Genomic DNA, 24857 nt, shown 5'->3' with positions numbered 1-24857 from the left:
GGACGGCGGACGGGGCCGCCGGCGTGACCGGTGGCTCCGCCAGGCCCGCGCGGCGGACGGCTGGCATGCACAATGACTCGGGTGACGGGTCTGCAGAGCCTGGTGGACGCCCATCCGGTCCAAGTCACCGCACTGATCACGCCCGAGCGTCGATGGAGTTACGGGGACCTGGCGTCCGCCGCGCACCATCTCGCCGCCGCCATGCGGACCGACGGCCTGCGGGGTGAGCGGGTCGCGCTGATGCTGCCGAACGGGAGCGACGCGGTGCTGGCCTACCTGGCGTGCTTCGCATCCGGAGCCGTCGCCGCGCCGCTGAACTCCCGGTATGCGGCGCCCGAGGTGGCCGGCGCGTTGCGCCGGGCCCGCCCGCGGTGGTTGATCGTGCACCCGGACCGCCGGCCGATCCTCGACGCGGTTCCCGCCGACGCGCTCGACGGCGTCCGGGTGCTGGTCGCCCCGGTCCCGGCGAGCACGCCCGCCGCCGGGTCATCGACCGAACCTCTCGGCGGGGCGGCGGAGGACCCGGTACCGGGAGCGGCCCCGGCTGTCATCTTCTTCACCTCCGGTTCGACGGGCGTGCCCAAAGGCGTGGTGCACAGCCACGATTCCGCCCACGCCGTGCTCGCCAGCACGTCGCAGGCCCTCGGCGATCTCCGGGCGGACGACGTGGTGCAGGTCTTCGAGCCGTTGGTGCACGTCAGCGGGTTCATCGGGACGTTCACCACGTTGCTGGCCGGCGGCACCGTGTCGCTGCACGAGGGCTTCCGGCCCGACGCCTATGTCGAGGCGCTGCGCCGGGACCGGCCCACCCTGATCTGCACGCACATCGACGTGCTGGCCCAGGTGCTGCGGGTGCCGGGCATCAGCGGATCCGACTTCGCCTCGCTGCGGGGCGTGTACACCGGCGGAGACAGCGTGCCGGGACATCTGCAGATCGAGTTCGCCGAGCTGACCGGACTGCCGATCGGCGTCGGGTGGGGAATGACCGAGGCGATCTGGCTGACCGTCGCCCGGCGGCCGCCCGCCGATCGGGACGGATTCATCGGGTATCCCGTCGGCGGGGCCCAGGTCCGGACCGACCCGGCGACGGGGGAGCTGCTGGTCCGCGGACCGATGGTGATGAGCGGCTACTGGGCCGACGACGAACTGACCGCAAGCACGCTGCAGGACGGCTGGTTGCACACCGGGGACCTGGGGCGGCCGGACGCCGCCGGCGGATGGTGGTTCACCGGGCGGATCAAGGACATCATCGTCCGGCGGACGTCCAAGATCACGCCGGGCGAGGTCGAGTCGGCCCTGCAACAGCACCCGGCGGTGGCGGTCGCAGCGGTGGTGGCGGCATCCGATCCCGAGGAGGGCCAGGTGCCGGTCGCCTTCGTGGTTCCCCGGCCTGGCGCGGCGGTCACCGGATCGGAGCTGGTCGACTTCCTTCGATCCCGGATCGCGGCCTACAAGATCCCGGCGCGGATCCACGTGCGGTCGGAGTTGCCGTTGACCGCCAGCGGCAAGATCTCCCGGCACGACCTGCACGAGCCCGCCCCTTGACGGGTGTCCGCACGGTCGATAAGTTGACCCTCCAAACAAATTAGCCTGGAGAACGGAGCGCCATGCCGCTGGTCGCCGGGGTCGATTCGTCGACCCAGAGCTGCAAGGTCGTCATCGTCGACGCCGACTCCGGCGCGCCGGTCCGGACCGGGCGGGCCGCTCATCCCGACGGCACGTCCGTCCCGCCGGCCGCCTGGTGGTCGGCGCTGCAGGAAGCGATCGCCGGCGCCGGGGGACTGGACGACGTCGCCGCGATCTCGGTCGCCGGCCAGCAGCACGGCATGGTCGCCCTGGACGAGCACGGCAACGTCATCCGGGACGCGTTGCTGTGGAACGACACCCGCAGCGCGGACGCGGCGCGCCAGCTGATCGACGAGGTCGGCGCGCAGGAATACGTCGACCGCACCGGGGTGGTGCCGGTGGCCTCCTTCACCGCCACCAAGCTGCGCTGGCTGCGCGACGCGGAACCCGCCAATGCCGCCCGGGTGGCCGCGGTGGCCCTACCGCACGACTGGCTGACCTGGCGGCTGCGCGGCTTCGGGCCGGCCGGGGAGAGCCCGCTCGGCCCGAACTTCGACGAGCTGACCACCGACCGGTCGGACGCCAGCGGCACGGCGTACTTCTCGCCGAGCACCGGAGACTACGACCGTGACCTGCTGGTTCGGGCCCTGGGCCACGACGCGGTGCTGCCCCGGGTCCTCGGGCCGGGCGAGGCGGCCGGCAAGGCCGGGCACCTGCTGGTCGGCCCCGGCGCCGGTGACAACGCCGGGGCCGCGTTGGGGCTGGGGGCGAGCGAAGGTGACTGCGTGGTGTCCATCGGCACCAGTGGCACCGTCTTCGCGGTCACTCCGGAACCGGTGCGGGACGCCGGCGGCACGGTCGCCGGCTTCGCCGACGCCAGCGGCATGTACCTGCCGCTGGTGGCCACGCTGAACGCGGCCCGGGTGCTCGACGCGGTGGCCGGGCTGCTCGGCGTGGACCATGCGGGCCTGGCCGATCTGGCGTTGCAGTCCGAGCCGGGCGCCGCCGGGGCCGTGCTGGTGCCGTACTTCGAGGGTGAACGCACGCCGAACCTGCCGACCGCGACCGCGTCGTTGACCGGCCTGACGCTGGCCTCGACCACCCGCCCGCACCTGGCCCGGGCCGCGGTCGAGGGCATGCTGTGCGGCCTGGCCGACGGTTTGGACGCGGTCGTGCGGCAGGGCGGGCGGCCGGCCCGGGTGCTGTTGATCGGCGGTGCCGCGCTGAATCCGGCGGTGCAGACCGTGGCGGCGCAACTGTTCGGCGTGCCCGTCGTGGTGCCGACGCCCGGCGAGTACGTCGCCATGGGTGGCGCGGTGCAGGCGGGGTGGGTGCTCGCCGGCCGGCGGCCGACCTGGGCGGTGGACACCGCGGCGGACCTGCCCGCCGATCCGCAACCGGTGATCCGGGAGCAGTACGCGCGGGCACAGTCTGCCTACTGAGCCACCGGCGAGCGCTGCGGGCGATCGGCGAGCGCTCCGGTGCCGGGCGCTCAGTCCGCCGTCTCGAAGAGCGCGCGCACGCCGGTCCGGTAGTCCTCGACCGTCGGCTGACCGGTGATGGCCTGTTGCATGACCAGGCCCTGGACCAGCGACATCAACACCGGCGCCAGCTGCTCGGGTGAGGCCGGGAGCGAGTGGCCAACCTCCGCCCAGCGGCGCAACGCCCGGGCCAGCACGGTCCGCAACTCCTCCAGCACGGAGCGGGCAACCCCGTTGACCGCCGGGTTGCGCGCCGCTTCGGCCCACACGGACAGCAGCAGCGGGTACAGCTCCGCGGGGGCGTCGGCGTGCGCCCGGAGCGGTTGCCGGATGAGGAATTCGGCGATGTCCGCGGGGCTGGGTGGGGGATCGCCGGCGAGGAACGTCAACAGGCGATCCTCGATTCCGGCGAAGACCTGGCCGGCGACGGCCACGATGATCTCGTCCTTGGACCGGAAGTACAGGTAGACGGCGCCGGCCGACAGGCCGGCCTCGCCGATCACATCGGCCATCGACGTGGCATGAAACCCCTTGCGGGCGAAGCATTTCCATGCCGCCTGCAGGATCTGGCCGCGGCGGGCGGCGCGATGGGCATCGGTGACCTTGGGCATGGTCCCAATATAAACCGAATAATCGTTCTTGACGCTGGACCGGCCTCGGTCTATCGTTCCCATCAAGAAAAACGAACGATCATTCGGAGGTGCGGCATGACCCATCCATCGACTTCCTGGCGAGCCGAGTCCCGCCACGCGGTCGGCCTCGTCCTGGCCGTGACGGCGGGATTGACGCTGGTCCTGGCGTTGTTCGTGGGGGTGGCGGTGAACAGCGGGCCGCACGGCGTGCGGCTGGCCGTGGCCGGGCCACCGGCCGCCGCCGGACAGATCGCCGCCGAGCTGGCCGCGGCAGCCGGTCCCGACGCATTCGAGGTCGACGCGGTCGCCGACCCGGCGCAGGCCCGGACCGCGCTGCAGGAGCGGACCGTGGACGGCGCCATCGTGCTCGGGCCGACCGGTCCGACCGTGCTGATCGCCAGTGCCGGTTCACCGGCCATCGCCCAACTGCTGACCACCGCGTCGGCGCACCTCGGCCCCGACGGAGCCGCGGCGGCGACGCCCGTGGTCGACGTGGTGCCACTGTCGCCCGACGACAGCCACGGTGCCGGCCTCCCCGCCGGATCGTTGCCGATGGTGCTGGCCGGTCTTGCCCTGGGTGCGGCGGCGGCGCTGAGCCTGCGCAACCGGTGGGTCGTCCTCGGCGCGGTCGCGGGCGGCGCGGTGGCGATCGGCCTGTCGTTCGCCGGGGTGCTGGCCTGGCTCGGCGTGGTCGGCGGCGCCTACCTCGCGGCGTCATCGGCGATCGCGCTGACGGTGGCCGTGTCGGCGCTGGTGGTCGCCGGGTCGACCCGGCTGCTCGGAGCGGCCGGACTCGCGGTCGGTGCGCTGCTGCTGATGATCATCGGGAGCCCGCTGTCCGGCATCGCCTCGTCCCCGCGGCTGCTGCCGGCCCCCTGGGGTGAATTCGGGCAGTGGCTGCCGACCGGCGCCGGCGGCACCCTGCTGCGGAGCGTCACCTACTTCCCGGACGCCGCGATCGGCTTCCCGGTGTGGGTGTTGCTCGCCTGGGGGGCGCTGGGCCTGCTCGGGGTGCTCTTCGGCCGCCGCGGGCCGTCGGCGACCGGGGTCCACCCGGCCGGGCACCCGGAGCGGTCCGCACCGGAACGCCACGCCGTCGAGCCGGTGACCTGAGCTCGCCTGCGGGGACCGCTCGCCGGATCGTTCCGGGGTTCGGAACAGGAAAGTGCCGATACTGAGATATGCCGATCCGACGCCCACCGTTCGCGGTGGGCGTCGTCGTCGTCCTGGCGGTGGCGCTGCTCACCGGCGGTTGCACCGGCCCGGTGACGCCGTCCTGGCAGCTGGTGACACCCCCCGGGATGGTCCCGTCGGCGCTGTTCGCCGGCCCGGACGGGGTGTTCGCAGCCGGTCAGGCGGTGTCGGATGGGGCCCCCGTCCTGAAGCTGCGGGACGGCGCCGGCTGGCGCTCGGTCCCCGCGACCGCGGTGACCGGCTACGGGCAGGTGGCGACCCTCGTCGCCGGGGCGGCGAATCCGGCCGGCCGGATCGTGTTGCTGGGCACCGCGACCGGCGGCGCTCACCTGAACCCACGCTGGACCGCGTGGGTCGGTGACGACGCCGGGGTCGTGGAAGAGCCACAGACGATGGAGACGTTCGGCGGCCCGAACGCGGGTGGCCTCACCGGGGTGACCTACGGTGCGGAACCCGCCGTCGTCGGCTCGTGGAGCGTGGACGCCGGCGGCACCGGTGTCGCGGTCTGGCGACACCGAGGGCTGACCTGGGTCCGGGAACCGAGCCCGGCGGTGTTCACCGGGTCGCCGTCGGCGTCGACGGAGAGCGCCACCGCGGCGAACGCCTTCGATGCGCGAACGGTCGTCGTGGGCTTGCAGACCGACCTGGCCGGGGGTGCCGTGCGGCAACGGGCCGAGTTCTGGTGGTCCGACGGTGGAACGTGGTCGCGGACCGACCTGGACACCTCCGGCGCCGACGGCGCGGCCACCGACGTCACCTGCTCGGACGCGGGGTGCCTCGTGGTGGGCCGGCTGGCCGGAGCCCTGGCCGCCTGGCGGGTCTTCGGGCCGGACTCGGGCATGCGGGTCGAGCCGGTCGCGCTGCCGGACCGCGCCGTCGACCGCTACACCGGACACCCCCGAGTGGCCCGGGACGGCCCGCTGGCCGTGATCGCCGTCGGGGCCGGCTCGGAGCTGCTCACCGGCACCGATGCCGGGACCTGGACGAGTGTGCCTACTCCGGCCGGTGAGGTCCGCGGGCTCGTCGTGCGCGACGACACGATCGTGCTGCTGCTGCGCGACGGTTCCGGGGCGCAGCAGGTCCACCTGCGCCCAGTGTCGTAGACGGCCGAGCTTGCGAGGCCGCCATGGGCGCACGTGGGACCGGGCGATGCGGACCGCGCGCCTACCGGGCGAACGCGGCCGCGATCACCGCCTGCTGCTCCACGTCGTGCACCTTCGCCGAGCCGGCCGACGGCGCGGCCATCGCCCGGCGGGACACCCGCTGGATCCCGGTCAGCCGCGGCAGCATGTCCGGCAGGGCCAACGCCAGGAACGTCCAGGCTCCCTGGTTGGCCGGCTCCTCCTGCACCCACCGGAAGTCGATGACGTTGGGGTAGGACTCCAGCACGTGCAGCAGCTTGCGCCGCGGCACCGGGTAGATCTGCTCGAGCCGGACGATCGCGGTGTCGGTGATGTCGTGCGCCTTGCGGTACGCGTCGAGCTCGTAGTAGAGCTTGCCGCTGGTCAGCAGCACCTTCTTGGCGTGCAGCGGGGCGATCGTCGTGTCGGCGATGACCGACTCGAACTTCCCACCGGTGAAGTCCTTCACGGACGACACCGCCGCCTTGTTCCGCAGCATCGACTTCGGGGTGAACACCACCATCGGCCGGTGCACGCCGTCCAGCACGTGCCGGCGCAGCAGGTGGAAGTAGTTCGCCGGGGTGGACGGCACCGCGATCGTCATCGAGCCCTCCGCGCAGAGCTGGAGGAAGCGCTCGATCCGACCCGAGGTGTGGTCCGGACCCTGACCCTCGTGGGCGTGCGGCAGCAGCAGGACGACGCCCGACTGCTGACCCCACTTGGCCTCACCGGAGGACAGGTACTCGTCGATGACCGACTGGGCGCCGTTGACGAAGTCGCCGAACTGCGCCTCCCACAGCACCAGCGCGTCCCGGTTCGCCACCGAGTAGCCGTACTCGAAGCCGAGTGCCGCGTACTCCGACAGGGCCGAGTCGTAGATCAGCACCCGGCCTTGCTCGTCCGACAGATGCTGCAGCGGAAGGTATTCGGCGCCCGTGTTGCGGTCGATCAGGGCCGAGTGGCGCTGCACGAAGGTGCCGCGGCGGGTGTCCTGGCCGGCGAACCGGACCAGCCGGCCCTCGATGGCCACCGAACCGAGCGCGAGCAGCTCGCCGAAGGCCCAGTCGATGCCGCCCTCCCGGGCCATCTCGGCCCGGCGCACCAGGACCTGCTTGACCCGCGGGTGCGGGGTGAATCCCTCCGGGAACTCCAACGCGACGTCGGCGATGCGTTCCAACGTCTGCTGGCTGATCTTGGTCTCGACCCGCGGCGGGATGGGCTGTTCGGCCTCGACCGACGGGGACGGCGCGACCACCGCGCGCTCCAGTTCGCGTACCTCGTTGAACACCCGCTCGAGCTGGGTGTGGTAGTCGCGCAGCGCCTCCTCGGCGTCCTCGGGAGTGATGTCACCGCGGCCGATGAGGGCCTCGGTGTAGATCCGGCGCACCGACCGCTTGCCGTCGATGATCTGGTACATCAGCGGGTTCGTCATGGAGGGGTCGTCACCCTCGTTGTGCCCGCGGCGTCGGTAGCAGACCATGTCGATGACGACGTCCCGGCCGAACGTCTGCCGGTACTCGACGGCCAGCCGGGCCACCCACACCGCGGCCTCGGGATCGTCACCGTTCACGTGGAAGATCGGCGCCTGGATCATCTTGGCCACGTCGGTGCAGTACTCGCTGGACCGCGACGACTCCGGCGCGGTGGTGAACCCGACCTGGTTGTTGATGATGACGTGCATGGTGCCGCCGGTGCGGTAGCCGCGGAGCAGCGACAGGTTCAGCGTCTCGGCGACCACCCCCTGCCCGGCGAACGCGGCGTCGCCATGGATGGCGATGGGCATCACGGTGTAGCCCTCTTCGCCCAGATTGAGCATGTCCTGCTTGGCCCGGGCGACACCCTCCAGCACCGGGTCGACGACCTCCAGGTGCGAGGGGTTGGCGCAGAGCGTCACGTCGACCTGGCCATCGCCGAACGGCCGGATGTATTTGCCCTCCGCGCCCAGGTGGTACTTCACGTCGCCCGAGCCATGCGCCTGGCCCGGGTCCATGTTGCCCTCGAACTCGCGGAAGATCTGCGAGTAGGGCTTGCCGACGATGTTGGCCAGCACGTTGAGCCGGCCACGGTGGGCCATGCCGATGACGACCTCGTCCATGCCGTACTCGGCGGACTTGTTCAGCGCGGCGTCCAGCAGGGCGATGACGGTCTCGCCGCCCTCGAGCGAGAACCGCTTCTGCCCGATGTACTTGGTCTGCAGGAACGTCTCGAACGCCTCGGCGCTGTTCAGCCGGCCCAGGATGTACTTCTGCTCCTCGACGGGGGGCTTGTCGTGGATCACCTCGACGCGCTGCTGGATCCAGCGCCGTTGCACCGGATCCATGATGTGCATGTATTCGATGCCGACGGTGCGGCAGTACGAATTGCGCAGCACGCCGAGGATGTCGCGCAGCTTCATGTAGTCGCGGTCGTTGAAGCCGCCGACCGCGAACTCCCGGTCCAGGTCCCACAGGGTCAGGCCGTGCGAGAGCACGTCCAGGTCGGGGTGCCGGCGTTGCCGGTAGTTCAGCGGGTCGGTGTCGGCCATCAGATGGCCGCGGGTCCGGTAGGCGTCGATGATCTCCAGGACGCGGGCGGTCTTGTCGATCTGCCCGTGCCCGCCGGAGTCCAGGTCGCGGACCCAGCGGACCGGCTCGTAGGGGATCCGCAGCGAGGTGAAGACGTCGTCGTAGAACTGGTCCTCGCCGATCAGCAGCTGGTGGATCCGGCGCAGGAACTCGCCGGACTCCGCTCCCTGGATGACCCGGTGATCGTAGGTCGAGGTCAGCGTGATGATCTTGGAGACGCCCAGGTCGGCGAGGGTCTGATCGGACGCGCCCTGGAACGCGGCCGGATATTCGAGCGCGCCGACGCCGATGATCGCCGACTGTCCGCCCATCAGCCGCGGCACCGAATGGTTGGTGCCGATGCCGCCGGGGTTGGTCAGCGAGATGGTGGTGCCCTGGTAGTCCTCCGCGGTCAGTTGGCCCTGCCGGGCCTTGCGGACGACCTGTTCGTAGGCGCTCCAGAACTGGGTGAAGCTCATCGTCTCGGCGCTGCGGATCGGCACCACGACCAGGTTGCGGGCGCCGCCCTTGCCCGGCAGGTCGATGGCCAGCCCGAGATTCACGTGGGCCGGGGTGACCATGGCCGGCTTGCCGTTGACCTCGGCGAAGTGCCGGTTCATGTTCGGGTAGTCGCTGATCGCCCGGACGATCGCGTAACCGATGAGATGGGTGAAGGAGATCTTCCCGCCGCGGTTCCGCTTGAGGAAGTTGTTGATGACGATGCGGTTGTCGGCCATCAACTTGGCCGGCACGGCCCGCACCGACGTGGCGGTCGGCACCTCGAGAGAGGTGGTCATGTTCTTCACGACCATGGCCGCCGCGCCCCGCAGCGGGGTGGTGGTCAGCCCGTCTCCTTCGGCGTCATGCGCGGCCTTCGCGGCCTTCGCCGCCTTGGCCGCGACCATGTCGTCGGGGGTGGCGGTGGTCGTGGGGCGCTTCGCCGCCGCGGGGGTGACGTCGACGCTCTCCTTGCCGCCGGCCGGTGCGGTCGGGCGGGCCGCCGGGCTGGCCGTGGCCGCCCGGACGGGTCGGTTGGCCCGGTTCGGGGGTGGCGGGGGCGGCGGGGCGGAGCTGCCCGCGGGGGCGGGCGTCCCGGCCGGCGCTGCCGGCGTGTCCGTTGCGGCGGGCTTGGCCGGCTTGGCCGATGCTGCCGGCTTGGCCGATGCGGCCGGCTTGGCCGGTCCGGCGGGCTTGGCCGTCGCTCCCGCGCTCACCGCGGCGGCGACCGAGGTGGGCAGCACGGCGGCGGCCCCGTTGCTCCTCACCCCGACGAGCGCACTGGGCGCCTTGGCGTCGGCAAAGAAGTCACGCCAGATCGGATCCACGCTCTTCGGGTCGGCGAGGAACTGCTGGTATTTCTCCTCGACGAACCAGTCGTTGGGACCGAACTCTGGCGCTGCTGACGACACGGTCGATGTCCGCCTGTTCTGGAAGATGGTGGGCCGGTGCACCCAGGCTAAACCTGTCGTCGATGCCGACGCTCGGGTACTCGAGTGGCGTCACCCACTTGTTCGGGCCTGTTCGGCGTAGAGCCGGGCGTAGACTCCGCCACCCGCGAGGAGCGCCTCGTGCCGACCCGTCTCGGCGACCCGGCCGTGCTCCATCACCACGATCCGGTCGGCGCGGGCTGCGGTGGTCAGCCGGTGCGCGACCACCACGGTGGTCCGCCCCCGGGTCAGGCGGTCGGTCGCGGCCAGCACGGCAGCCTCCGCTGCGGGGTCGAGCGCCGCGGTCGCCTCGTCGAGCAACAGGATCTGCGGATCGACCAGTTCGGCCCGGGCCAGCGAGATCAGCTGCCGCTGGCCGGCCGACAGATTGCGGCCCCGTTCGTCGACCAGGTGGTGGAACCCGCCGGTGAGCGAGCCGATCGCGGCCAGCGCTCCGACCGACCGGGCCGCCGCCTCCACCTGCGCGTCGCTGGCGTCGGGTCGGCCGTAGGCGATGTTGTCCCGGACGGTGCCGATGAACAGGTGGGGTTCCTGCGGCACCACGCCCAACCGCTGCCGGTAGGCCGAGAGCTCGAAGCGACGCAGGTCGGTGCCGCCGGCGACGACGGACCCTGCCGTCGGGTCGTAGAACCGGGCCAGCACCTTCACCAGCGTTGACTTGCCGGCGCCGGTCGACCCGACGACGGCGACGGTCTCACCGGGGGCGAAACGCAGGTTCACCCCGTCCAGGGCGGGCGGTGTCCCGTCACCGCCCGCGTACCGGAAGCCCATATCGACGGTGGCGAGCTCACCCAGGGTGGGCGGGACCGACACCGGGTGCAGGGCCGCCGGGGTGGTCGTCGGGGTGTCCAGCAGTTCACCGATGCGGCGCAGGCCGACCTGGGCCTGCTGGTAGGAGTCGAACACCTGGGACAGCTGCTGGATGGGGGTGAAGAAGCTGTCCAGGTAGAGCACGAAAGCGATCAACGTCCCGACGGTCATCGTCCCGGCGATGACCCGCAGCACCCCCGAGCCGAGCACCGCGGCGGCGGCCAGTTCGGACATCAGCGCGACGAACGGGAAGTAGATGGAGATCGCGGTCTGCGCCCGCATCCGGCTGCGGCGGTAGTCGTCGCTGCGCGCGGAGAACCCCTCCGCGTTGCGCTGCTGCCGGCCCAGTGCCTGGGAGACGCGCAGGCCGGCCACGTTCTCCTGCAGGTCGGCGTTGACGATGCCGACCTTCTCCCGGGCATCGTGGTACGCGCGGGCCGAGAACCGGCGGAAGATCACGGTGGCCACGACCACCGGTGGGAGCGCCAGGAAGGCGATGAGCGCCAGCCCCAGGTCCATCACCATCAGCACCACGGCGATGCCGGCGAAGGTGACCAGCGAGACCAGCGAGGTGACCAGCCCGGTCTGCAGAAACGTCGAGAGTGCATCGACGTCGGTGGTCATCCGGGTCATGATCCGGCCGGCCATCTCCCGCTCGTAGTAATCCAGGCCCAGCCGTTGCAGATGGGCGAACTCGCGCACCCGCAGCCGGAACAGCACGTTCTCGCCGGCCCGCCCGGCGGCCAGCAGCTGGAACCGCTGGATGAGGTAGTCGGCGGCGACCACCAGCAACGCCAGGCCGGCGACCGCGAGCACGACCTGGACCGAGCCCGCGGAGACCCCGTTGTCCACGCCGTACCGGATCAGCACGGGCAGCAGCAGGCTCGCGCCGGCATCGGCGGCGACCAGGACGAGGGCCACCGTGAGCAGGCCGAGCACCGGACGCAGCGTCCGGCGCAGGCTGAACCGGCCGGACTCCGCCGGCCCCGCCGGCAGCGGCCGGTCGGCCGCCGGCGGCAGTCCGGCGACCTGGGCGAGCAGTTCCGGGGTCGGCGGCACCGAGCCGAGCATGCCGGTGAAGCCGAAGCCGCCGGCCCCGCCGCCGCCCCGGCCACCGCCCATCCGCAGCGGCGGAGCGCCACCGCCGGCCGCGCGCAGGGCCTGGGTGCCGGCCCGGGCCAGTTCGGCATCCTTGGCGGCCGCCTCCGTGGCCGACCCGTTCCCCGCCTCGGCCGTGGCGTCCGCGGTGGGCCACAGCTCGGGGGTGACCCCGTTCGCGTTCGGTACGCCGGTGGGTGCCGCCGCCGGGGTCTGGTCGTCGGCGAGTTCCCCGCCGAGCAACTGCCGGTACAGCGGGCAGCGGCCGACCAGTTCGGCGTGGGTGCCGTAGTCGGCCACCCGGCCCGCCACGACCACGGCGATCCGATCGGCCAGGTCGAGGGTGGAGCGGCGGTGCGCGACCAGGATGGTGGTCCGGTTCGCGGTGATCTTGCGCAGGGTGGCGTGGATGGCCGCCTCGGTGACCGGGTCCACCGCGCTGGTCGCGTCGTCCAGGATCAGCACGCGCGGGTCGGTCAGCAGCGCCCGGGCCAACGCCAGCCGCTGCCGCTGGCCGCCGGACAGGGTCAGTCCCCGCTCACCGATCACCGTGTCGTACCCGTCCGGCATGGCTTCGATGAACTCGGCCGCCTCGGCCCCCGCGGCGGCCGCGCGGATGTCGTCGGGGGTGGCGTCCGGACGGCCGTACGCGATGTTGGCCGCGATGCTGTCGGAGAACAGGAAAGCCTCCTCGAACACGACCCCCACGGTGGACCGGAGGTCGTCCATCGCCACCTCGCGGATGTCCGTCCCGCCGACCCGCAGCGTGCCCGCCTGCGGGTCGTAGAACCGGGGGAGCAGCAGGGACACGGTGGACTTGCCCGATCCGGACGGCCCGACCAGGGCCACCGTCGACCCCGCGGGCACGTCGAGGTCGAACGAGCGCAGCACCGGCTCGGTGGCCTGGTAGCCGAACCGGACGCCGTCGAACCGCACGCCCAGCGGGCCGGCCGGCAGCGGACGCGGATCGGCCGGCTCGGTGATCCCGGGCAGCGAATCGACGATCTCCAGCACCCGTTCCACCGACGCGCGCGCCTGCTGGGCCAGCACCAGCAGCATCGTCAGCATCCGGGTGGGGGCCACCAGCTGCGCCAGGTACAGCGTGAAAGCCAGGAACGTGCCCAGCGAGATCGAGCCGTTCAGCGCGAGCCAGCCGCCCAGTGCGAGGACGCCGACCTGCCCCAGCGAGGTCAATGCCTGCAGGGCGGGGCTGATCGCCGCGGTGCTGCGCACCGCCCGCATCCGGGTCGCGAACAGGGCGGTCGCGCCGTCGCGCAACCGGCCCAGCTCCCGTTCCTCCTGGCCGAACGCCTTGACCACGCGGACGCCGGTCACGTCTTCCTCGACGATCTCGGCGACCTCGGCGGCCGACTGCTGCGCCGCCCAGGTGGCCGGGAAGAGCTTGGTCCGCGTCAGCCGGGTGACCAGCACGACCGCCGGCACCACCAGCAGCGCCATCACCGTGAGCAACGGTGAGAGCACCAGCATGATCACCAGGGAGACGACGAACAGCACCACCTGACCGGCCGCCAGCGGCACCATGGCCAGCAGCGACTGGACCATCTGCAGGTCGGTGTTGGCCCGGGACACCACCTGCCCGGTGCGCAGCCGGTCCTGGCCCGACCCGTCGAGCCCCTGCAGGGCGCCGAACACGTCCTGCCGCATGTCGTGCTGCACGTCCAGGGACAGCCGGCCGCCGGCCCACCGGCGCAGGAACGACGACCCGAACCGGATCAACGCCAGGGCGACGAGACCGGCGATGACCCAGACCAGGTTCGCGGTGGTGCCGGACGTCGCGTCGTCGACCGCGATCTGGGTGAGCAGCGGAGTCAGCGCGCCCAGGCCGACGCCGCCGACCGCGGCCGCGCCGGCCAACACGGTGATCACCGGGTGCCGCCAGCAGTACCCCGCGAGGCGACGCAGCCAGCCCGGGCCGGCCCCGGCCGGCGTGGGCGGCCGGCCGTCGGCGCCACCGGTCCCGCGACCGCTGGTCGGCTCGACGGTCGACGTGGAGGTTATTGCTGGCACAAACGACACGGTAGACGCGCGGTCGGACAGTGCCTCCCGGCCGAGTTCGGCCGCCGTGGCCGGCCGCGGCACCCGGCCGCCGATCACCCGGTCGGACCGGTCGGCATGACACCCTGGTCCGGTGCAGCCCACCCCACCGACGTCGCCGTCGCCGTCGCCGGAGCCGGAACCGCTACCGCGGCGCCCCTGGTGGCGGCGCGGCCGGGTCTGGTGGCGGATCGTCCGGGACGTGGGGTCGTTGGCGTTGGCGGTCGCCCTGCTGATCTGGGGCCTGCCCCGGATCGCCGGGGTCGGCTGGAGCGAGATCGCCGAGCCGCTGAGCCGGCTCCCGGTGCCGGCGCTGGTGCTGCTCGGCGCCCTGCAGCTGTGCGCGCTGCTCGCCTTCACCTTCACCATCACCGGCGCGCTTCCGGGGATCAGTCACGGCCGCGCACTGGTGGTCAACCTGGCCGGCTCGCTGGTGGCCAACACCCTGCCGTTCGGCGGGGCACTCGGCATCGGCGCGACCTATGCGATCTGCCGGTCCTGGGGGTTCGGCCGGTCCGCGATCGGCATTTCAGTCGTGCTCGGCGGCGTGTTCGCCACCGCCGGCAAGGTGGTGCTGCCGCTGGTCGGGCTGGCGGCGCTGCTCCTGCAGGGCGGCCATATCAATCCGGCCCTGCGGGACGCGGCCCTGGTCGGTGTGCTCACCCTGGTGGCCCTGCTGGCGTTGTTCGTGGTCGTCATGATCAGTGACCGGGCCGCGCACACGGTCGGCCGGCTGATCCAACGGGCCGCCGAGGGATTCCTGCGGCTCATCCGGCGACCTAGGCAGTTGGGCTGGGAACAGGGCATCGCCCAGCTCCGCGCGCAGACCCAGGACGTGATGCGGCACGGCTGGCTGCAGATGACCCTGGGCACCCTTGGCTATTTCGTCATCTACTTCGTCCTGTTCTGGATCTGCCTGCACATCTGCGGCGCGGTCGTCGGCATCGGCACCATGCTCGCCGCATTCGCGCTCGGCCGGTTGCTGACCTCGGTCGCGGTCACCCCAGGTGGCCTGGGCCTGGTCGAGGCCGGGTCGGTCGCCCTGCTGGTCGCGATGGGCGCGGGAGCCGCGGAGGCGGCCGCCGGCACCCTGCTGTTCACCATCTTCACGCACGTCATCGAGATTCCGTTCGGGATCGCCGCCTGGCTGGTCTGGTTGTGGGGCCGCAAGAAGCGGCCGGCCGAGCCGAGCGAGCAACCCGTGTCCGTCCGGCCGGCCGGGCTGCCTGGGCCGGCCGGGGCGGGCGGGTCAGGCCAGCTCGGCCCGGATCTGCATCAGCAACTGCCCCAGGCGATTGACCCCTGACCCGTCGCCACCGTCGCCCCAGTAGGCGTCGTACTCGGTGTGCTCGACCAGCGGGGTGTCGCCGGTCCCCAGCAGCAGGGCCCCCAGGTCCCGGTGCTGGGTGAACTTGGCCAGCAGGGCCGTCCGCATCACCTCGTCCCGGACGGCGAGCCAGTCCGCGCGCAGGGCGATCGTGCGGTCGCCGCCCAGCGACTTGGCCGCCGCCGGCGTCACCGCCCACCGGATCCGCTCGGCGTGCGGCGAGCCGGGAAACTTGGCCGCCTGGAAGTAGTGCTCGCTGGTCGGCCAGCTCAGCCCGCCGACCGTCATCGGCGACGGGTAGAAGTTGGAGAACTCACCCCACGCGTCGTCGGGCCCGTAGAAGTGGATGACGATCATGCCTTCTCCGCGGGCGGCAGGGTGGCGAACAGGGAGCGGTGCCGCACGGGCCCGGTCAGGCCGGGCTGGCGGTACCACTCGTGCCCGAAGACGGCCCCGAACAGCGGGGGCGGCACCTTGGTGAAGACGCCAAGGGTGCGGGCGCCGGAGTCGGCGGTGGCCTGCGAGGCATGGGCCCGCATGGACGCCCGCCGGGCCGGGGCGAACCGGCGCACATCGATGCAGTGCGTGACGTCCCGGGCGGCGCTGTAGGCGTGGGTCCACGGGCCCAGATCGACCCGGCGGGTGGGCGGCAGCAGCCGGTTGACCCGGCGGGCCGCGGCCAGCAGCCGGTCCCGCGGCACCGTCGCCTCCAACAGCAACGGGGTCCCGGCGAGGTCACGGGCGGCCGCTGCGACGTGGTGCACCGCGACGTGGTCCGGATGGCCGTATCCGCCGTTCGCGTCGTACCCGGTGACCACGTCGGCCCGTTCCTCGCGCAGCAGGTCGGCGACCCGGGCGGCGACCTCCGGGACGGGCGCGTCGACCAGCCGGGGCAGCCGGCCCGGCCGGGGAGCGGGGGTGGGGTCGTCGGCCAGCCCGGAATCGGCGTAGCCGAGCACCTCGACCCGGCTCACCCCGAGCACTTCGGCGGAGGCGTGCAACTCGGCCAGCCGTCGCTCGCCGAGATCACCGCGCAACGGGTCGGCCGCCAGCCCGGCCTCGCCGGCGGTGGCCACCACCAGCACCACCCGATGACCATGCGCGACCAGGGCGGCCATGGTGCCGGAGGTGAGCAGGGCCTCGTCGTCGGGGTGGGCGTGGACGAAGACGACGGTGCGGGGCACGGGACTAGTCTGACCCAGAGCCGGTGACGACCGGGGTGCGGGAGCGGAGGCGGTGGGATCGTGCGGGTGGCGCACATCTCGGACTGCTTCGTTCCCCGGCTGGGTGGCATCGAAATGCAGGTCAACGACCTGACCCGGCGGCAGCAGGCGGCCGGCCTGGAACCCGAGGTGCTAACCGCGACTCCGCTGCCGCGCCGGATGGCCGGCCGCAGGTTCCCGGTGCCCATTCACCGGTCGGGCATCCCGATCCCCGCCGAGATCGCGAACAATCCGATCCCGTCCCGCCCGATCCGACGCACCCTGCTGGCCGGCAAGTATGACCTGGTGCATGTGCACGCCGGGGTCGGATCACCGTTCGCCGCGGCCGGGGTGCGGGTCGCCCTGGACCTGGGCCTGCCGGTCGCGGTGACCGTGCACTGCCTGCCGGCATCGTTCCGCCTGCCGGACATCCTGACCCCATGGACCACTCCGGACATCGCCCGGCGGATCGCGCTGAGCGCGGTGAGCGAGGCCGCGGCCCGCCCGTTGCGCGAGCGGACCGGGGTCGACGTCGTCGGTGTGCCCAACGGTCTGGACCCGCAGGACTGGGCCATCGAACCGGCCGAGCACGACCCCGGTGTGATCGAGGTGGTCAGCACCATGCGGTTGTCGGTGCGCAAGCGACCGCTGCCGATGCTGGCCATGGTGCGCGCGGCGCAGCGCCGGCTGGCCGCCGCCGGTTCGCCGGCCACCCTGCGGTTGACCGTCTTCGGGGACGGCAAGCTGATGCCGCGGATGCGCCGGTACGTCCGGCGGAACGACATGGCCGACTCGGTTCGGTTGGCCGGCCGGGTGGACCGGGCCGAGCTGACCGAGATCTACCGGCGGGCCGACATCTTCCTGGCCCCGGCCTATCTCGAGTCGTTCGGGATCGCGGCGCTGGAGGCGCGCTGCGCCGGCCTGCCGGTGGTGGCGATGCGGGCCACCGGCATCACCGAGTTCGTCGCCGACCGGCGGGAGGGCCTGCTGGCCGACGGGGACGCGCAGATGACGGCGGCGCTGGTCGAGCTGGCCACGGATGTCGAGTTGCGGCGCGCGATCGCCGATCACAATCGGACCACGGCGCCGCCGACGGCGTGGTCCACCGTGCTGGCAACGGTCGATCGGGAGTACCGGCGGGCCATGGCGATCCGAGGGGCGACCGCATGACGAACGACGTACTGGTGATCGGTGGCGGCCACAACGGTCTGGTCGCCGCCATTCTCGCGGCATCGGCGGGGCGCTCGGTGACCCTGCTGGAGCGGGCCGGGGAGCCCGGCGGGGCCACGGTGGGGGAGCGGGTGTTTCCGCCGCACCCGGCCCGGGTGTCCCGGTACGCCTACCTGATCGCGCTGATGCCCGACGAGCTGATCCGGCGGCTCGGCATCGCGATTCCGCTGGCGTCCCGCGCGGTCTCGTCCTACACGCCGGTGGTGCGCAACGGCGCCGCGTCCGGGCTGCTGGTCGAGCGTCACCTGGGTCCGGCGACCGAGCAGTCGTTCCGCGAGGTGACCGGTTCGGGCGAGGATTTCGCCGCCTGGCGTCGGTTGTATGCCGAGATCCTGGCGCTGGCCGGAGCGGTCGCCCCGACCCTGACCGGCCCGCTGCGCCGGCGGCACGAGGTCGCCGACGCGGTGACGGCCGTGGCCGGCGCCCAGGTGTGGGACGACCTGGTCGAGGAACCGATCGGCGGGATGATCGAACGCCGCTTCCGGGACGACACCGTCCGGGGCGTGGTGGCCACCGACGCTCTGATCGGCACCCACACGTCCCTGTTCGCCCCCGATCTGCTGGCCAATCGGTGCTTCCTGTACCACCTGATCGGTCGCGGCGCCGGTGAGTGGTTGGTGCCGATCGGCGGGATGGGCGCGGTGTCCGATGCGCTGGTCCGGCGGGCTCGCGAACTTGGTGTCGAGATCGTCTGTGGCGCCACGGTGATCGACATCGAGGAGTCTGCGGATGCGGTGACCGTGACCGCCTCCCGAGAAGGCGCGCAGGTCACGTTCGAGGCACCGTATGTGCTCGCTGCGATCGCGCCGTCAGTGCTCGACCGGTGCCTGAACCGGGAGACCGAAGATCCGGTCGGCGCCCAGATCAAGGTCAATATGCTGCTGGACCGGTTACCCCGGCTCAGGTCCGGGTTGGATCCGCGCACCGCGTTCGCCGGGACGATGCATCTCAACGAAGAGCTGTCCGAACTCGAAGCCGCATACTCCATCTCACGAGCGGGCACCCTGCCGGCCGTCGTTCCGTCGGAGGTGTACTGCCATTCGCTGACCGATCCGACGATCATGAACGGCCACCCCGGGGCCACCCTGACCCTGTTCGGACTGCACACCCCGGTCGAGCTGTTCCGGGACGACCCGGATGCGGCCCGCTCGGCCGCGGCCCAGGGTGCGTTGATCGCATTGCAGAAGCACCTGGCCGAACCGCTGCTGGATTGCCTGGCCCGGGACATCAACGGTGAGCCCTGCGTGGACATCGCGTCCCCGGTCGATCTCGAAAGCAGCCTGAACATGCCGGGCGGCAACATCTTCCACGACGACCTGAGCTGGCCGTGGCTCGCCGACGACTTCCCCGTCGACACCCCGGCCGCCGCCTACGGCGTCGAGGTGCCGGGTTGCCGGCGGATCCTGTTGGCGGGCGCGGGCTCCCGTCGGGGCGGCGGGGTGTCCGGCCTGGGCGGGGCGGCCGCCGTCGATGCCCTCATCGAGCTGACCGGAGGAACGAAGTGACAGGTGCGCTGGTGGATCCGGACCATCTCGCCGCGGCCGTGCGGGCCGCCCGGCAGGGATTGGCCGAGGGCGGCATCCCGATCGGCGCCGCCCTGATCGTGGACGGTGGTCTGCTGGCCACCGGCTGGAACAAGCGGGTCCAGCTGGGCAGCGCGATCCGGCACGGGGAGACCGACTGCCTGGAGAACGCCGGCCGGCTGCCGGCCACGGTGTACGCGAGAGCGACGATGGTGACGACCCTCTCGCCGTGCGACATGTGCACCGGGGCGATCCTGCTCTACAAGATCCCGCGGGTGATCATCGGTGAGAACCAGACGTTCCTGGGCGCCGAGGACCTGCTGCGCAGCCGCGGGGTCGAGGTCACCGTGCTGGACGACCCGGAGTGCGTCGCCATGATGACCGCGTTCATCGCCGAACGACCGTCGCTCTGGAACGAGGACATCGGCGTCCCGGACTGAGCGTCGGACCGCGCGGTCGCGGTCGGGCGGTCGCGGTCGGGGTCAGCCCAGCAGCGTGCGCACCCACAGATCCGCGTACCCCCGGGCATCGACGTGCTCGGCGACGTCGACGACGGTGGGCGGGAGGTGACCGGGCAGCCGCACCCGATCGACCGGGGACTCCCGCCGGTCGACCGTCGTCTGGCCGCGGGCGTACCCGAAGCCGGTCTCCACCCGCACCGGGTAGGGGTGGGTGGTCAGCCCCTCCGGGTCGGCCACGGCGCAGATCGTGCCGGCGTCGCCGATGGTGATCGCGTCCACGTCGAGCAGCGTGCACCGGGCGCGGATGAGCGCCGCGGCGAGCTGGCAGGCCGGGTCGAGGTAGGCCGCGAGCCGATCGGCGTCCGACCGGTCGACCAGCACCTGCCCGAAGACGTCCAGCCCGTACATCGTGGTGGGGACGGCCAGGTCGCGGGCGGCGGCCAGGGTGATCGCGGCGGCCTCCGGGTCGTGGAACACGTTGTGCTCGGCAGCCGCGGTGACGTTGCCGGATCCGGCCGAGCCGCCCATGAAGATCAGCCGCTCGATGCCGGCCGCGACTTCGGGGTGGGCGCGCAGCAGCAGGGCGATGTTGGTCAGCGGCGCAGTGGCGACGACGGTGATCGGCTCGCCGGTCGCCACGGCGGCGGACAGCTCGTGCCGGAGCAGCTCGATCGCCGGCCGCCGGTCGATGCGCCGATCCGACTGCCGGGAGAAGCCGCCCAGCCCGTCGCCGCCGTGAAACCGGCCCGCGTCGGCCGGCAGCACCAGGAGCGGTGCCGACGCCCCGCGGGCCAGCGGGATCTCCCCGGCGCCGGCCGCGTCCAGCACGTAGCAGGTGTTGGCGACCACCTGGTCGACGCCGGTGTTCCCGCCGACGCAGGTCACGGCCCGCAGCTCGACCTCGGGGTGCCGAACGGCGAGCATCAGCGCGAACGCGTCATCGATGCCGGTGTCCACGTCCATGATCACCGGGGTCGGGGCCATGGCCGCAAGCCTGCCATCCGACGGCGTCGTGGCGTAAGCTACTGGCCAGTAACTTAGCCGCGGCGGCCGGACTGTCGGTGCCGCCGGGCATGATGGGTTCTCCGAAGAGGCACGAGGGGTGAATGCCGGCGATGAACATTGCCGTTCTGATCAAGCAGGTACCGGACACCTGGTCGGAAAGGGTCCTGACGGATTCCGACTGGACGCTGGACCGGGATGCCGCCGACGCCGTGATCGACGAGATCGACTCCCGCGGCGTCGAAGCCGCTTTGCAGTTGGTCGAGCAACACGGCGGCGAGGTCACCGTGGTCACCATGGGGCCGGAGCGGGCCACCGAGGCGCTGCGCAAGGCCCTGGCGATGGGTGCGGACAAGGCCGTGCACGTCGTCGACGATGGCCTGGCCGGCTCCGACGCCTTGCAGACCTCGGCGGCGCTGGCCGCCGCGATCGGCACCCTGTCGGCCGACCTGGTGATCACCGGCAACGAGTCGACCGACGGCCGTACCGGCTCCGTCCCGTCGATGATCGCCGAGCGGCTCGGCCTGCCCCAGGTCACCTCGGTGCGCAGCCTGGAGATCGACGGCGGCACGGTGCGCGCCGAGCGGGTCCGGGACGGCGGCTACAGCGAGGTCACGGCCGGGCTGCCGGCTCTGGTCTCGGTGACCGAGAAGATCAACGAGCCCCGGTACCCCGGCTTCAAGGGCATCATGGCCGCGAAGAAGAAGCCGGTCACCGTGCTGGGCATCGGCGACCTGGGCCTGGCGGCCGGGACCGTCGGGCTCGCCAACGCGGCCACCGTCGTGCTGGACGCGGCCCCCCGCCCCGCGAAGGAATCCGGCGAGAAGATCACCGACGACGGCACCGGCGGCAGCAAGGCCGCCGAGTTCCTGGCCGCGGCCCGGCTCATCTGACGCGGCCGGCAGAAGGAGAGACAGACATGTCCGAGGTTCTTGTTCTGGTCGAGCAGCACGAGGGTGCGCTGGCCAAGGTGACCGGTGAACTGCTGGCCGCGGCCACCCGGCTGGGTGAGCCGGCGGCCGTCGTCGTCGGCAAGCCCGGCACGGCCGAGGCGCTGGCCGGCGAGTTGGGCGCGTGGGGCGCGGCCAAGGTGTACGCGGCCGAGTCCGACGAGGCGACCGGGTTCCTGGTCACCCCGGCGGTGGCCGGCCTGGCCGCTGCGGCCGCCGCGGCCGGTGACCCGGCGGCGATCCTGCTGGCCGCGACCGTCGAGGGACGGGAAGTGGCCGGCCGGTTGGCCGTGCGGCTCAACTCCGGCCTGCTCGCCGACGTCGTCGATGTCGCCGACCAGGACGGCACCGTCGTCGCCACCCACTCGGTGTTCGGTGGCTCCTACACCGTGCGTGCCACGGTGGCCACCGGCGTCCCGATCCTCACCGTCCGGCCCGGCGCGATCGAGGGAGCCGGGACCGCCGCGTCGCCGACCGTGACACCCCTCGAGGTCACCGTCGATCCCGCGATCTCCGCCGTGATCGTCGCCGACCACCCGGAGCCGGCCGGCGATCGCCCCGAACTTTCCGCCGCGTCGGTCGTCGTTTCCGGCGGTCGGGGCGTCGGTTCGGCCGAGAGCTTCAAGGTCGTCGAGGAGCTCGCCGACGCGTTCGGCGGCGCGGTCGGCGCCTCGCGGGCCGCGGTGGATTCGGGCTACTACCCGCCGCAGTTCCAGGTGGGGCAGACCGGCACCACGGTGTCCCCGCAGGTGTATGTCGCCCTGGGGATCTCGGGTGCGATCCAGCACCGGGCCGGCATGCAGACCTCGAAGACGATCGTCGCGGTCAACAAGGACGCGGACGCCCCGATCTTCGAGATCGCCGACTTCGGCGTGGTCGGCGATCTGTTTGCCGTCGCGCCGCAGTTGGCCGCGGCGGTGCGCGAGCGCAAGGGCTGACCGGGGATCGGCGGCCGCGCCGGGCGCGGCCGCCGTCCGCGGAAATTCACCTGGCCGTCGGGAGGCGGACACGGCGGCGTCGGCCGATGCTGGCCCGGCCGCGTCACGATGAGCCACCGTGACGACCAGTCAGCACCTGTCGGCGTCGCCGACGAATCCCCTGCCCCGTCAACACCGCCCGGCCGACTACGTCCTGCGGCTCGCCACCAGCCAGGCCGACGTGATCGCCGCACAATCCCTGCGCTACGGCGTCTTCGCGCTCGAGCTGGGTGCGGTCACGCCGGGACCGCCCGGTCTGGATGCCGACGAGTACGACGACCTGTGTGACCACCTCATCGTCTGGCATCGCCGGCCCGGCCATCCGGCCGAGGCGGTCGGCACCTACCGGTTGTTGCCGCCGCACAGCAACGATCATCAGCCGCGCGCCAACGGCCTGTGCGCGAACGGTGAATTCGGTCTCATGCCGATGGAGTCGATCCTCGACCGCACGGTCGCGCTCGGCCGGGCCTGCGTGCGGGCCGATCACCGCGGCGGTCCGGCCATCGCCATGCTGTGGCGCGGGATCGCGTCCTATCTGGAGTCGGCCGGCCATCGGTACCTGCTCGGCTGCGCCTCCATGCCGATCACCGACGGCGGTCGATCGGCGGCAGCGTTCTGGGACCGGGCGGTGGCCGAGCACCTCGCGCCCGCCCACCGGCGGTGCCGGCCACGCAACCCGGTCCCGATCGGTCGGCTGCCCCGGGCTGCGCGGGCCGAGATCCCGCCGCTGCTGGCCGGCTACCTGCGGTTGGGGGCCAAGGTCTGCGGGCCACCGGCGCACGACGAGATGTTCGGCACCGCCGACTTCTTGCTGCTGCTCGACCTGGCGTTGGTCAAACCCGGTCATCTGGGCCGGTTCTCACCGGTCGAACGGTGACCCGGAGGGCGCCGGCGATCGACCGGACCCGGCTGGCCGCCGCCGGCCGGATGGTGCTGTGCCTGGGGACCGCGCTGCTCGCCTCGATCATCATCCTCGCCGCCGCCACGGCCGGCCCGGCCTACGGGCGAACCCGACGGGCCGGCGTCGCCGCCGCGCTGGGGTCGCGAATGCTGCTGCGCGCGTTGGGTATCCGCCTCCTGACGACGGGCGCGGCCCGGGACGGTGCCGCCCTGGTGGTGGCGAATCACGTCTCCTGGGTCGACATCCTGGCCATCACGGCCACCTCACCGGTGGTCCCGGTGGCCAAGTGCGAGGTGGCGCACTGGCCGCTGATCGGCCCGCTCGCCCGGCGCACCGGGACCGTCTTCGTCAGCCGCCGGATCGGCCGCGACCTGCCGGCCACCGTGGACCGGATCACGTCCGCCCTGCGCCGTGGGTATCGGGTGCTGCTGTTTCCGGAAGGGACCACGACCAGCGGCGGACCGCCGGGAGCATTTCACCGGGCGGGGTTCCAGGCCGCCGTCGACGCCGCGGCCCCGGTGCAGCCGGTGTCGATCGACTACGCCGACCGTCGGGGCCGGCCGACCGGGTCGACGGCCTTCGTCGGTGACGACACCCTGCTGGCATCCACCTGGCGGGTGCTCCGAGCCGGGCCGGTGCTCGTCCGGGTGCGCTGGCACACCCCGGCCGCGGCCACCGAGGACGGTGGCCATCGAGCCCATCACCGGGCCCGCGCCGCGGACGACGCGCGGGGTCGGATCAGTCACGCGCTGGGCGCCGAGTCGCACCCCGTCGACCCGCGACGGGTCGCCACGAATGTGACATCGGTCTCCCGCCGACCGTCCCGCCGCGCTCTGTCACGCAACCCCGTGATCGCCGTTGACCGGCCGGATCGAGCAGCATAGGCCCGACCCGGCCCGGCCGACCCGGTGTTCCGCCGGTGGCGGCCGACCACCCGGGTCGCCCCGGTGGCCGACCACCCCAGGGCCGGGCGACCGCCGGTCAGCCCGTCTTGCCGGACAGCGCGACCAGGACGCCGGCGACGGCGAAGTACTTGTTGGAGCCCAGGTCCTGGACGGTCTTGATGCCCAGTTCCGAGAGCAGCACGTCGTGCTTCTCGGTCAGGCCGGCCAGCGCCGACGGCGGCGCGGCCAGGATCTCCTCCAGGCTCGAGTTCTCGTACGCCTTGTCCAGCGCCTTCCCCAGGTTCACCGAAACAGCCATGATGGGCATCCCCTCTGTCGGTCATCGCGCGCCGCGAGGCCGCGGTCGCGCCGTTCAGCGTGGTCCAGGTCCGGCCTTGCGGCAATCCGACGCTCCGGACGATGCCCGGGATAGTGGGGGACGGCCCGCCGGA

At 72.5% G+C, this 24857-nt stretch carries 19 protein-coding genes; 12 read left to right on the top strand and 7 right to left on the bottom strand.

Going from position 1 to position 24857, the window contains the following annotated elements:
- Positions 1 to 81 precede the first annotated feature (81 nt).
- Together ACILSK_RS00450 and ACILSK_RS00445 are read left to right on the top strand one after the other, a co-directional pair.
- Complete coding sequence (locus ACILSK_RS00450; RefSeq protein WP_395725143.1) at positions 82 to 1545, top strand: class I adenylate-forming enzyme family protein; 1464 nt, start codon at positions 82 to 84, stop codon at positions 1543 to 1545.
- Positions 1546 to 1607: 62 nt separating this feature from the next.
- A complete protein-coding gene (locus ACILSK_RS00445) occupies positions 1608 to 3008 on the top strand; it encodes a xylulokinase (RefSeq protein WP_395725142.1) in 1401 nt (466 codons plus the stop codon).
- A gap of 50 nt (positions 3009 to 3058) precedes the next feature.
- On the opposite strand, the gene ACILSK_RS00440 is transcribed toward ACILSK_RS00445, so the two are convergent.
- Positions 3059 to 3658, bottom strand: a complete 600-nt coding sequence (locus ACILSK_RS00440) for a TetR/AcrR family transcriptional regulator (protein ID WP_395725141.1) — start codon at positions 3656 to 3658, stop codon at positions 3059 to 3061.
- 96 nt (positions 3659 to 3754) lie between these two features.
- Between ACILSK_RS00440 and ACILSK_RS00435 the strand changes: the two genes are divergently transcribed.
- Both ACILSK_RS00435 and ACILSK_RS00430 read left to right on the top strand, forming a co-directional pair.
- Positions 3755 to 4792, top strand: a complete 1038-nt coding sequence (locus ACILSK_RS00435) for an ABC transporter permease (protein ID WP_395725140.1) — start codon at positions 3755 to 3757, stop codon at positions 4790 to 4792.
- A gap of 68 nt (positions 4793 to 4860) precedes the next feature.
- Positions 4861 to 5976 (top strand): hypothetical protein, encoded by a 1116-nt coding sequence (locus ACILSK_RS00430; RefSeq protein ID WP_395725139.1) that lies wholly within the window; start codon positions 4861 to 4863, stop codon positions 5974 to 5976.
- A gap of 61 nt (positions 5977 to 6037) precedes the next feature.
- Here the strand turns inward: ACILSK_RS00430 and ACILSK_RS00425 are convergent, their stop codons facing one another.
- A complete protein-coding gene (locus ACILSK_RS00425) occupies positions 6038 to 9946 on the bottom strand; it encodes a multifunctional oxoglutarate decarboxylase/oxoglutarate dehydrogenase thiamine pyrophosphate-binding subunit/dihydrolipoyllysine-residue succinyltransferase subunit (protein ID WP_395725138.1) in 3909 nt (1302 codons plus the stop codon).
- 90 nt (positions 9947 to 10036) lie between these two features.
- Positions 10037 to 13816, bottom strand: a complete 3780-nt coding sequence (locus ACILSK_RS00420; protein ID WP_395725467.1) for an ABC transporter ATP-binding protein — start codon at positions 13814 to 13816, stop codon at positions 10037 to 10039.
- Positions 13817 to 14042: 226 nt separating this feature from the next.
- On the opposite strand from ACILSK_RS00420, the gene ACILSK_RS00415 reads away from it, so the two are divergent.
- Positions 14043 to 15254, top strand: a complete 1212-nt coding sequence (locus ACILSK_RS00415; protein WP_395725137.1) for a YbhN family protein — start codon at positions 14043 to 14045, stop codon at positions 15252 to 15254.
- On the opposite strand, the gene ACILSK_RS00410 is transcribed toward ACILSK_RS00415, so the two are convergent.
- Positions 15198 to 15632 carry an NADAR family protein gene (locus tag ACILSK_RS00410; RefSeq protein WP_395725136.1) on the bottom strand — a complete coding sequence of 145 codons (435 nt, stop codon included), beginning with the start codon at positions 15630 to 15632 and terminating at the stop codon, positions 15198 to 15200. The genes ACILSK_RS00415 and ACILSK_RS00410 overlap by 57 nt on opposite strands.
- On the bottom strand, positions 15629 to 16459 hold the full coding sequence (locus ACILSK_RS00405; protein ID WP_395725135.1) for a PIG-L deacetylase family protein: 831 nt from the start codon (positions 16457 to 16459) through the stop codon (positions 15629 to 15631). The genes ACILSK_RS00410 and ACILSK_RS00405 overlap by 4 nt, the downstream gene beginning before the upstream one ends.
- Before the next feature lie 66 nt (positions 16460 to 16525).
- Between ACILSK_RS00405 and ACILSK_RS00400 the strand changes: the two genes are divergently transcribed.
- The 3 genes from ACILSK_RS00400 to ACILSK_RS00390 are packed head-to-tail and all read left to right on the top strand — an operon-like array spanning position 16526 to position 19670.
- Positions 16526 to 17647 carry a glycosyltransferase family 4 protein gene (locus ACILSK_RS00400; protein WP_395725134.1) on the top strand — a complete coding sequence of 374 codons (1122 nt, stop codon included), beginning with the start codon at positions 16526 to 16528 and terminating at the stop codon, positions 17645 to 17647.
- Complete coding sequence (locus tag ACILSK_RS00395) at positions 17644 to 19212, top strand: phytoene desaturase family protein (protein WP_395725133.1); 1569 nt, start codon at positions 17644 to 17646, stop codon at positions 19210 to 19212. Before ACILSK_RS00400 ends, ACILSK_RS00395 begins: the two co-directional genes overlap by 4 nt.
- The gene (locus ACILSK_RS00390) at positions 19209 to 19670 is read left to right on the top strand and encodes a nucleoside deaminase (RefSeq protein WP_395725132.1); all 462 of its coding nucleotides are present in this window, start codon (positions 19209 to 19211) and stop codon (positions 19668 to 19670) included. The genes ACILSK_RS00395 and ACILSK_RS00390 overlap by 4 nt, the downstream gene beginning before the upstream one ends.
- Positions 19671 to 19712: 42 nt before the next feature.
- Here ACILSK_RS00390 and ACILSK_RS00385 read toward each other — a convergent pair whose 3' ends face one another.
- On the bottom strand, positions 19713 to 20675 hold the full coding sequence (locus ACILSK_RS00385) for a nucleoside hydrolase (protein WP_395725131.1): 963 nt from the start codon (positions 20673 to 20675) through the stop codon (positions 19713 to 19715).
- 131 nt (positions 20676 to 20806) lie between these two features.
- On the opposite strand from ACILSK_RS00385, the gene ACILSK_RS00380 reads away from it, so the two are divergent.
- The 4 genes from ACILSK_RS00380 (at position 20807) to ACILSK_RS00365 (ending at position 24405) form a co-directional block, all read left to right on the top strand.
- On the top strand, positions 20807 to 21586 hold the full coding sequence (locus tag ACILSK_RS00380) for an electron transfer flavoprotein subunit beta/FixA family protein (RefSeq protein ID WP_395725130.1): 780 nt from the start codon (positions 20807 to 20809) through the stop codon (positions 21584 to 21586).
- A gap of 26 nt (positions 21587 to 21612) precedes the next feature.
- Positions 21613 to 22581, top strand: a complete 969-nt coding sequence (locus tag ACILSK_RS00375; RefSeq protein ID WP_395725129.1) for an electron transfer flavoprotein subunit alpha/FixB family protein — start codon at positions 21613 to 21615, stop codon at positions 22579 to 22581.
- A 118-nt stretch (positions 22582 to 22699) separates the two neighbouring features.
- Positions 22700 to 23497, top strand: coding sequence for a GNAT family N-acetyltransferase (locus ACILSK_RS00370; RefSeq protein ID WP_395725128.1), 798 nt, complete (start codon positions 22700 to 22702; stop codon positions 23495 to 23497).
- Positions 23494 to 24405, top strand: a complete 912-nt coding sequence (locus ACILSK_RS00365; RefSeq protein WP_395725127.1) for a lysophospholipid acyltransferase family protein — start codon at positions 23494 to 23496, stop codon at positions 24403 to 24405. The genes ACILSK_RS00370 and ACILSK_RS00365 overlap by 4 nt, the downstream gene beginning before the upstream one ends.
- A gap of 97 nt (positions 24406 to 24502) precedes the next feature.
- On the opposite strand, the gene ACILSK_RS00360 is transcribed toward ACILSK_RS00365, so the two are convergent.
- Positions 24503 to 24724 carry a hypothetical protein gene (locus tag ACILSK_RS00360; RefSeq protein WP_395725126.1) on the bottom strand — a complete coding sequence of 74 codons (222 nt, stop codon included), beginning with the start codon at positions 24722 to 24724 and terminating at the stop codon, positions 24503 to 24505.
- Between the last annotated feature and the right edge of the window lie 133 nt (positions 24725 to 24857).

It is taken from the genome of Nakamurella sp. (assembly GCF_044224575.1).
Classification (GTDB): Bacteria; Actinomycetota; Actinomycetes; order Mycobacteriales; family Nakamurellaceae; genus Nakamurella.
The sequence above is the reverse complement of the archived record's forward strand: the minus strand, read 5'-3'. Positions and strand labels throughout refer to the sequence as shown.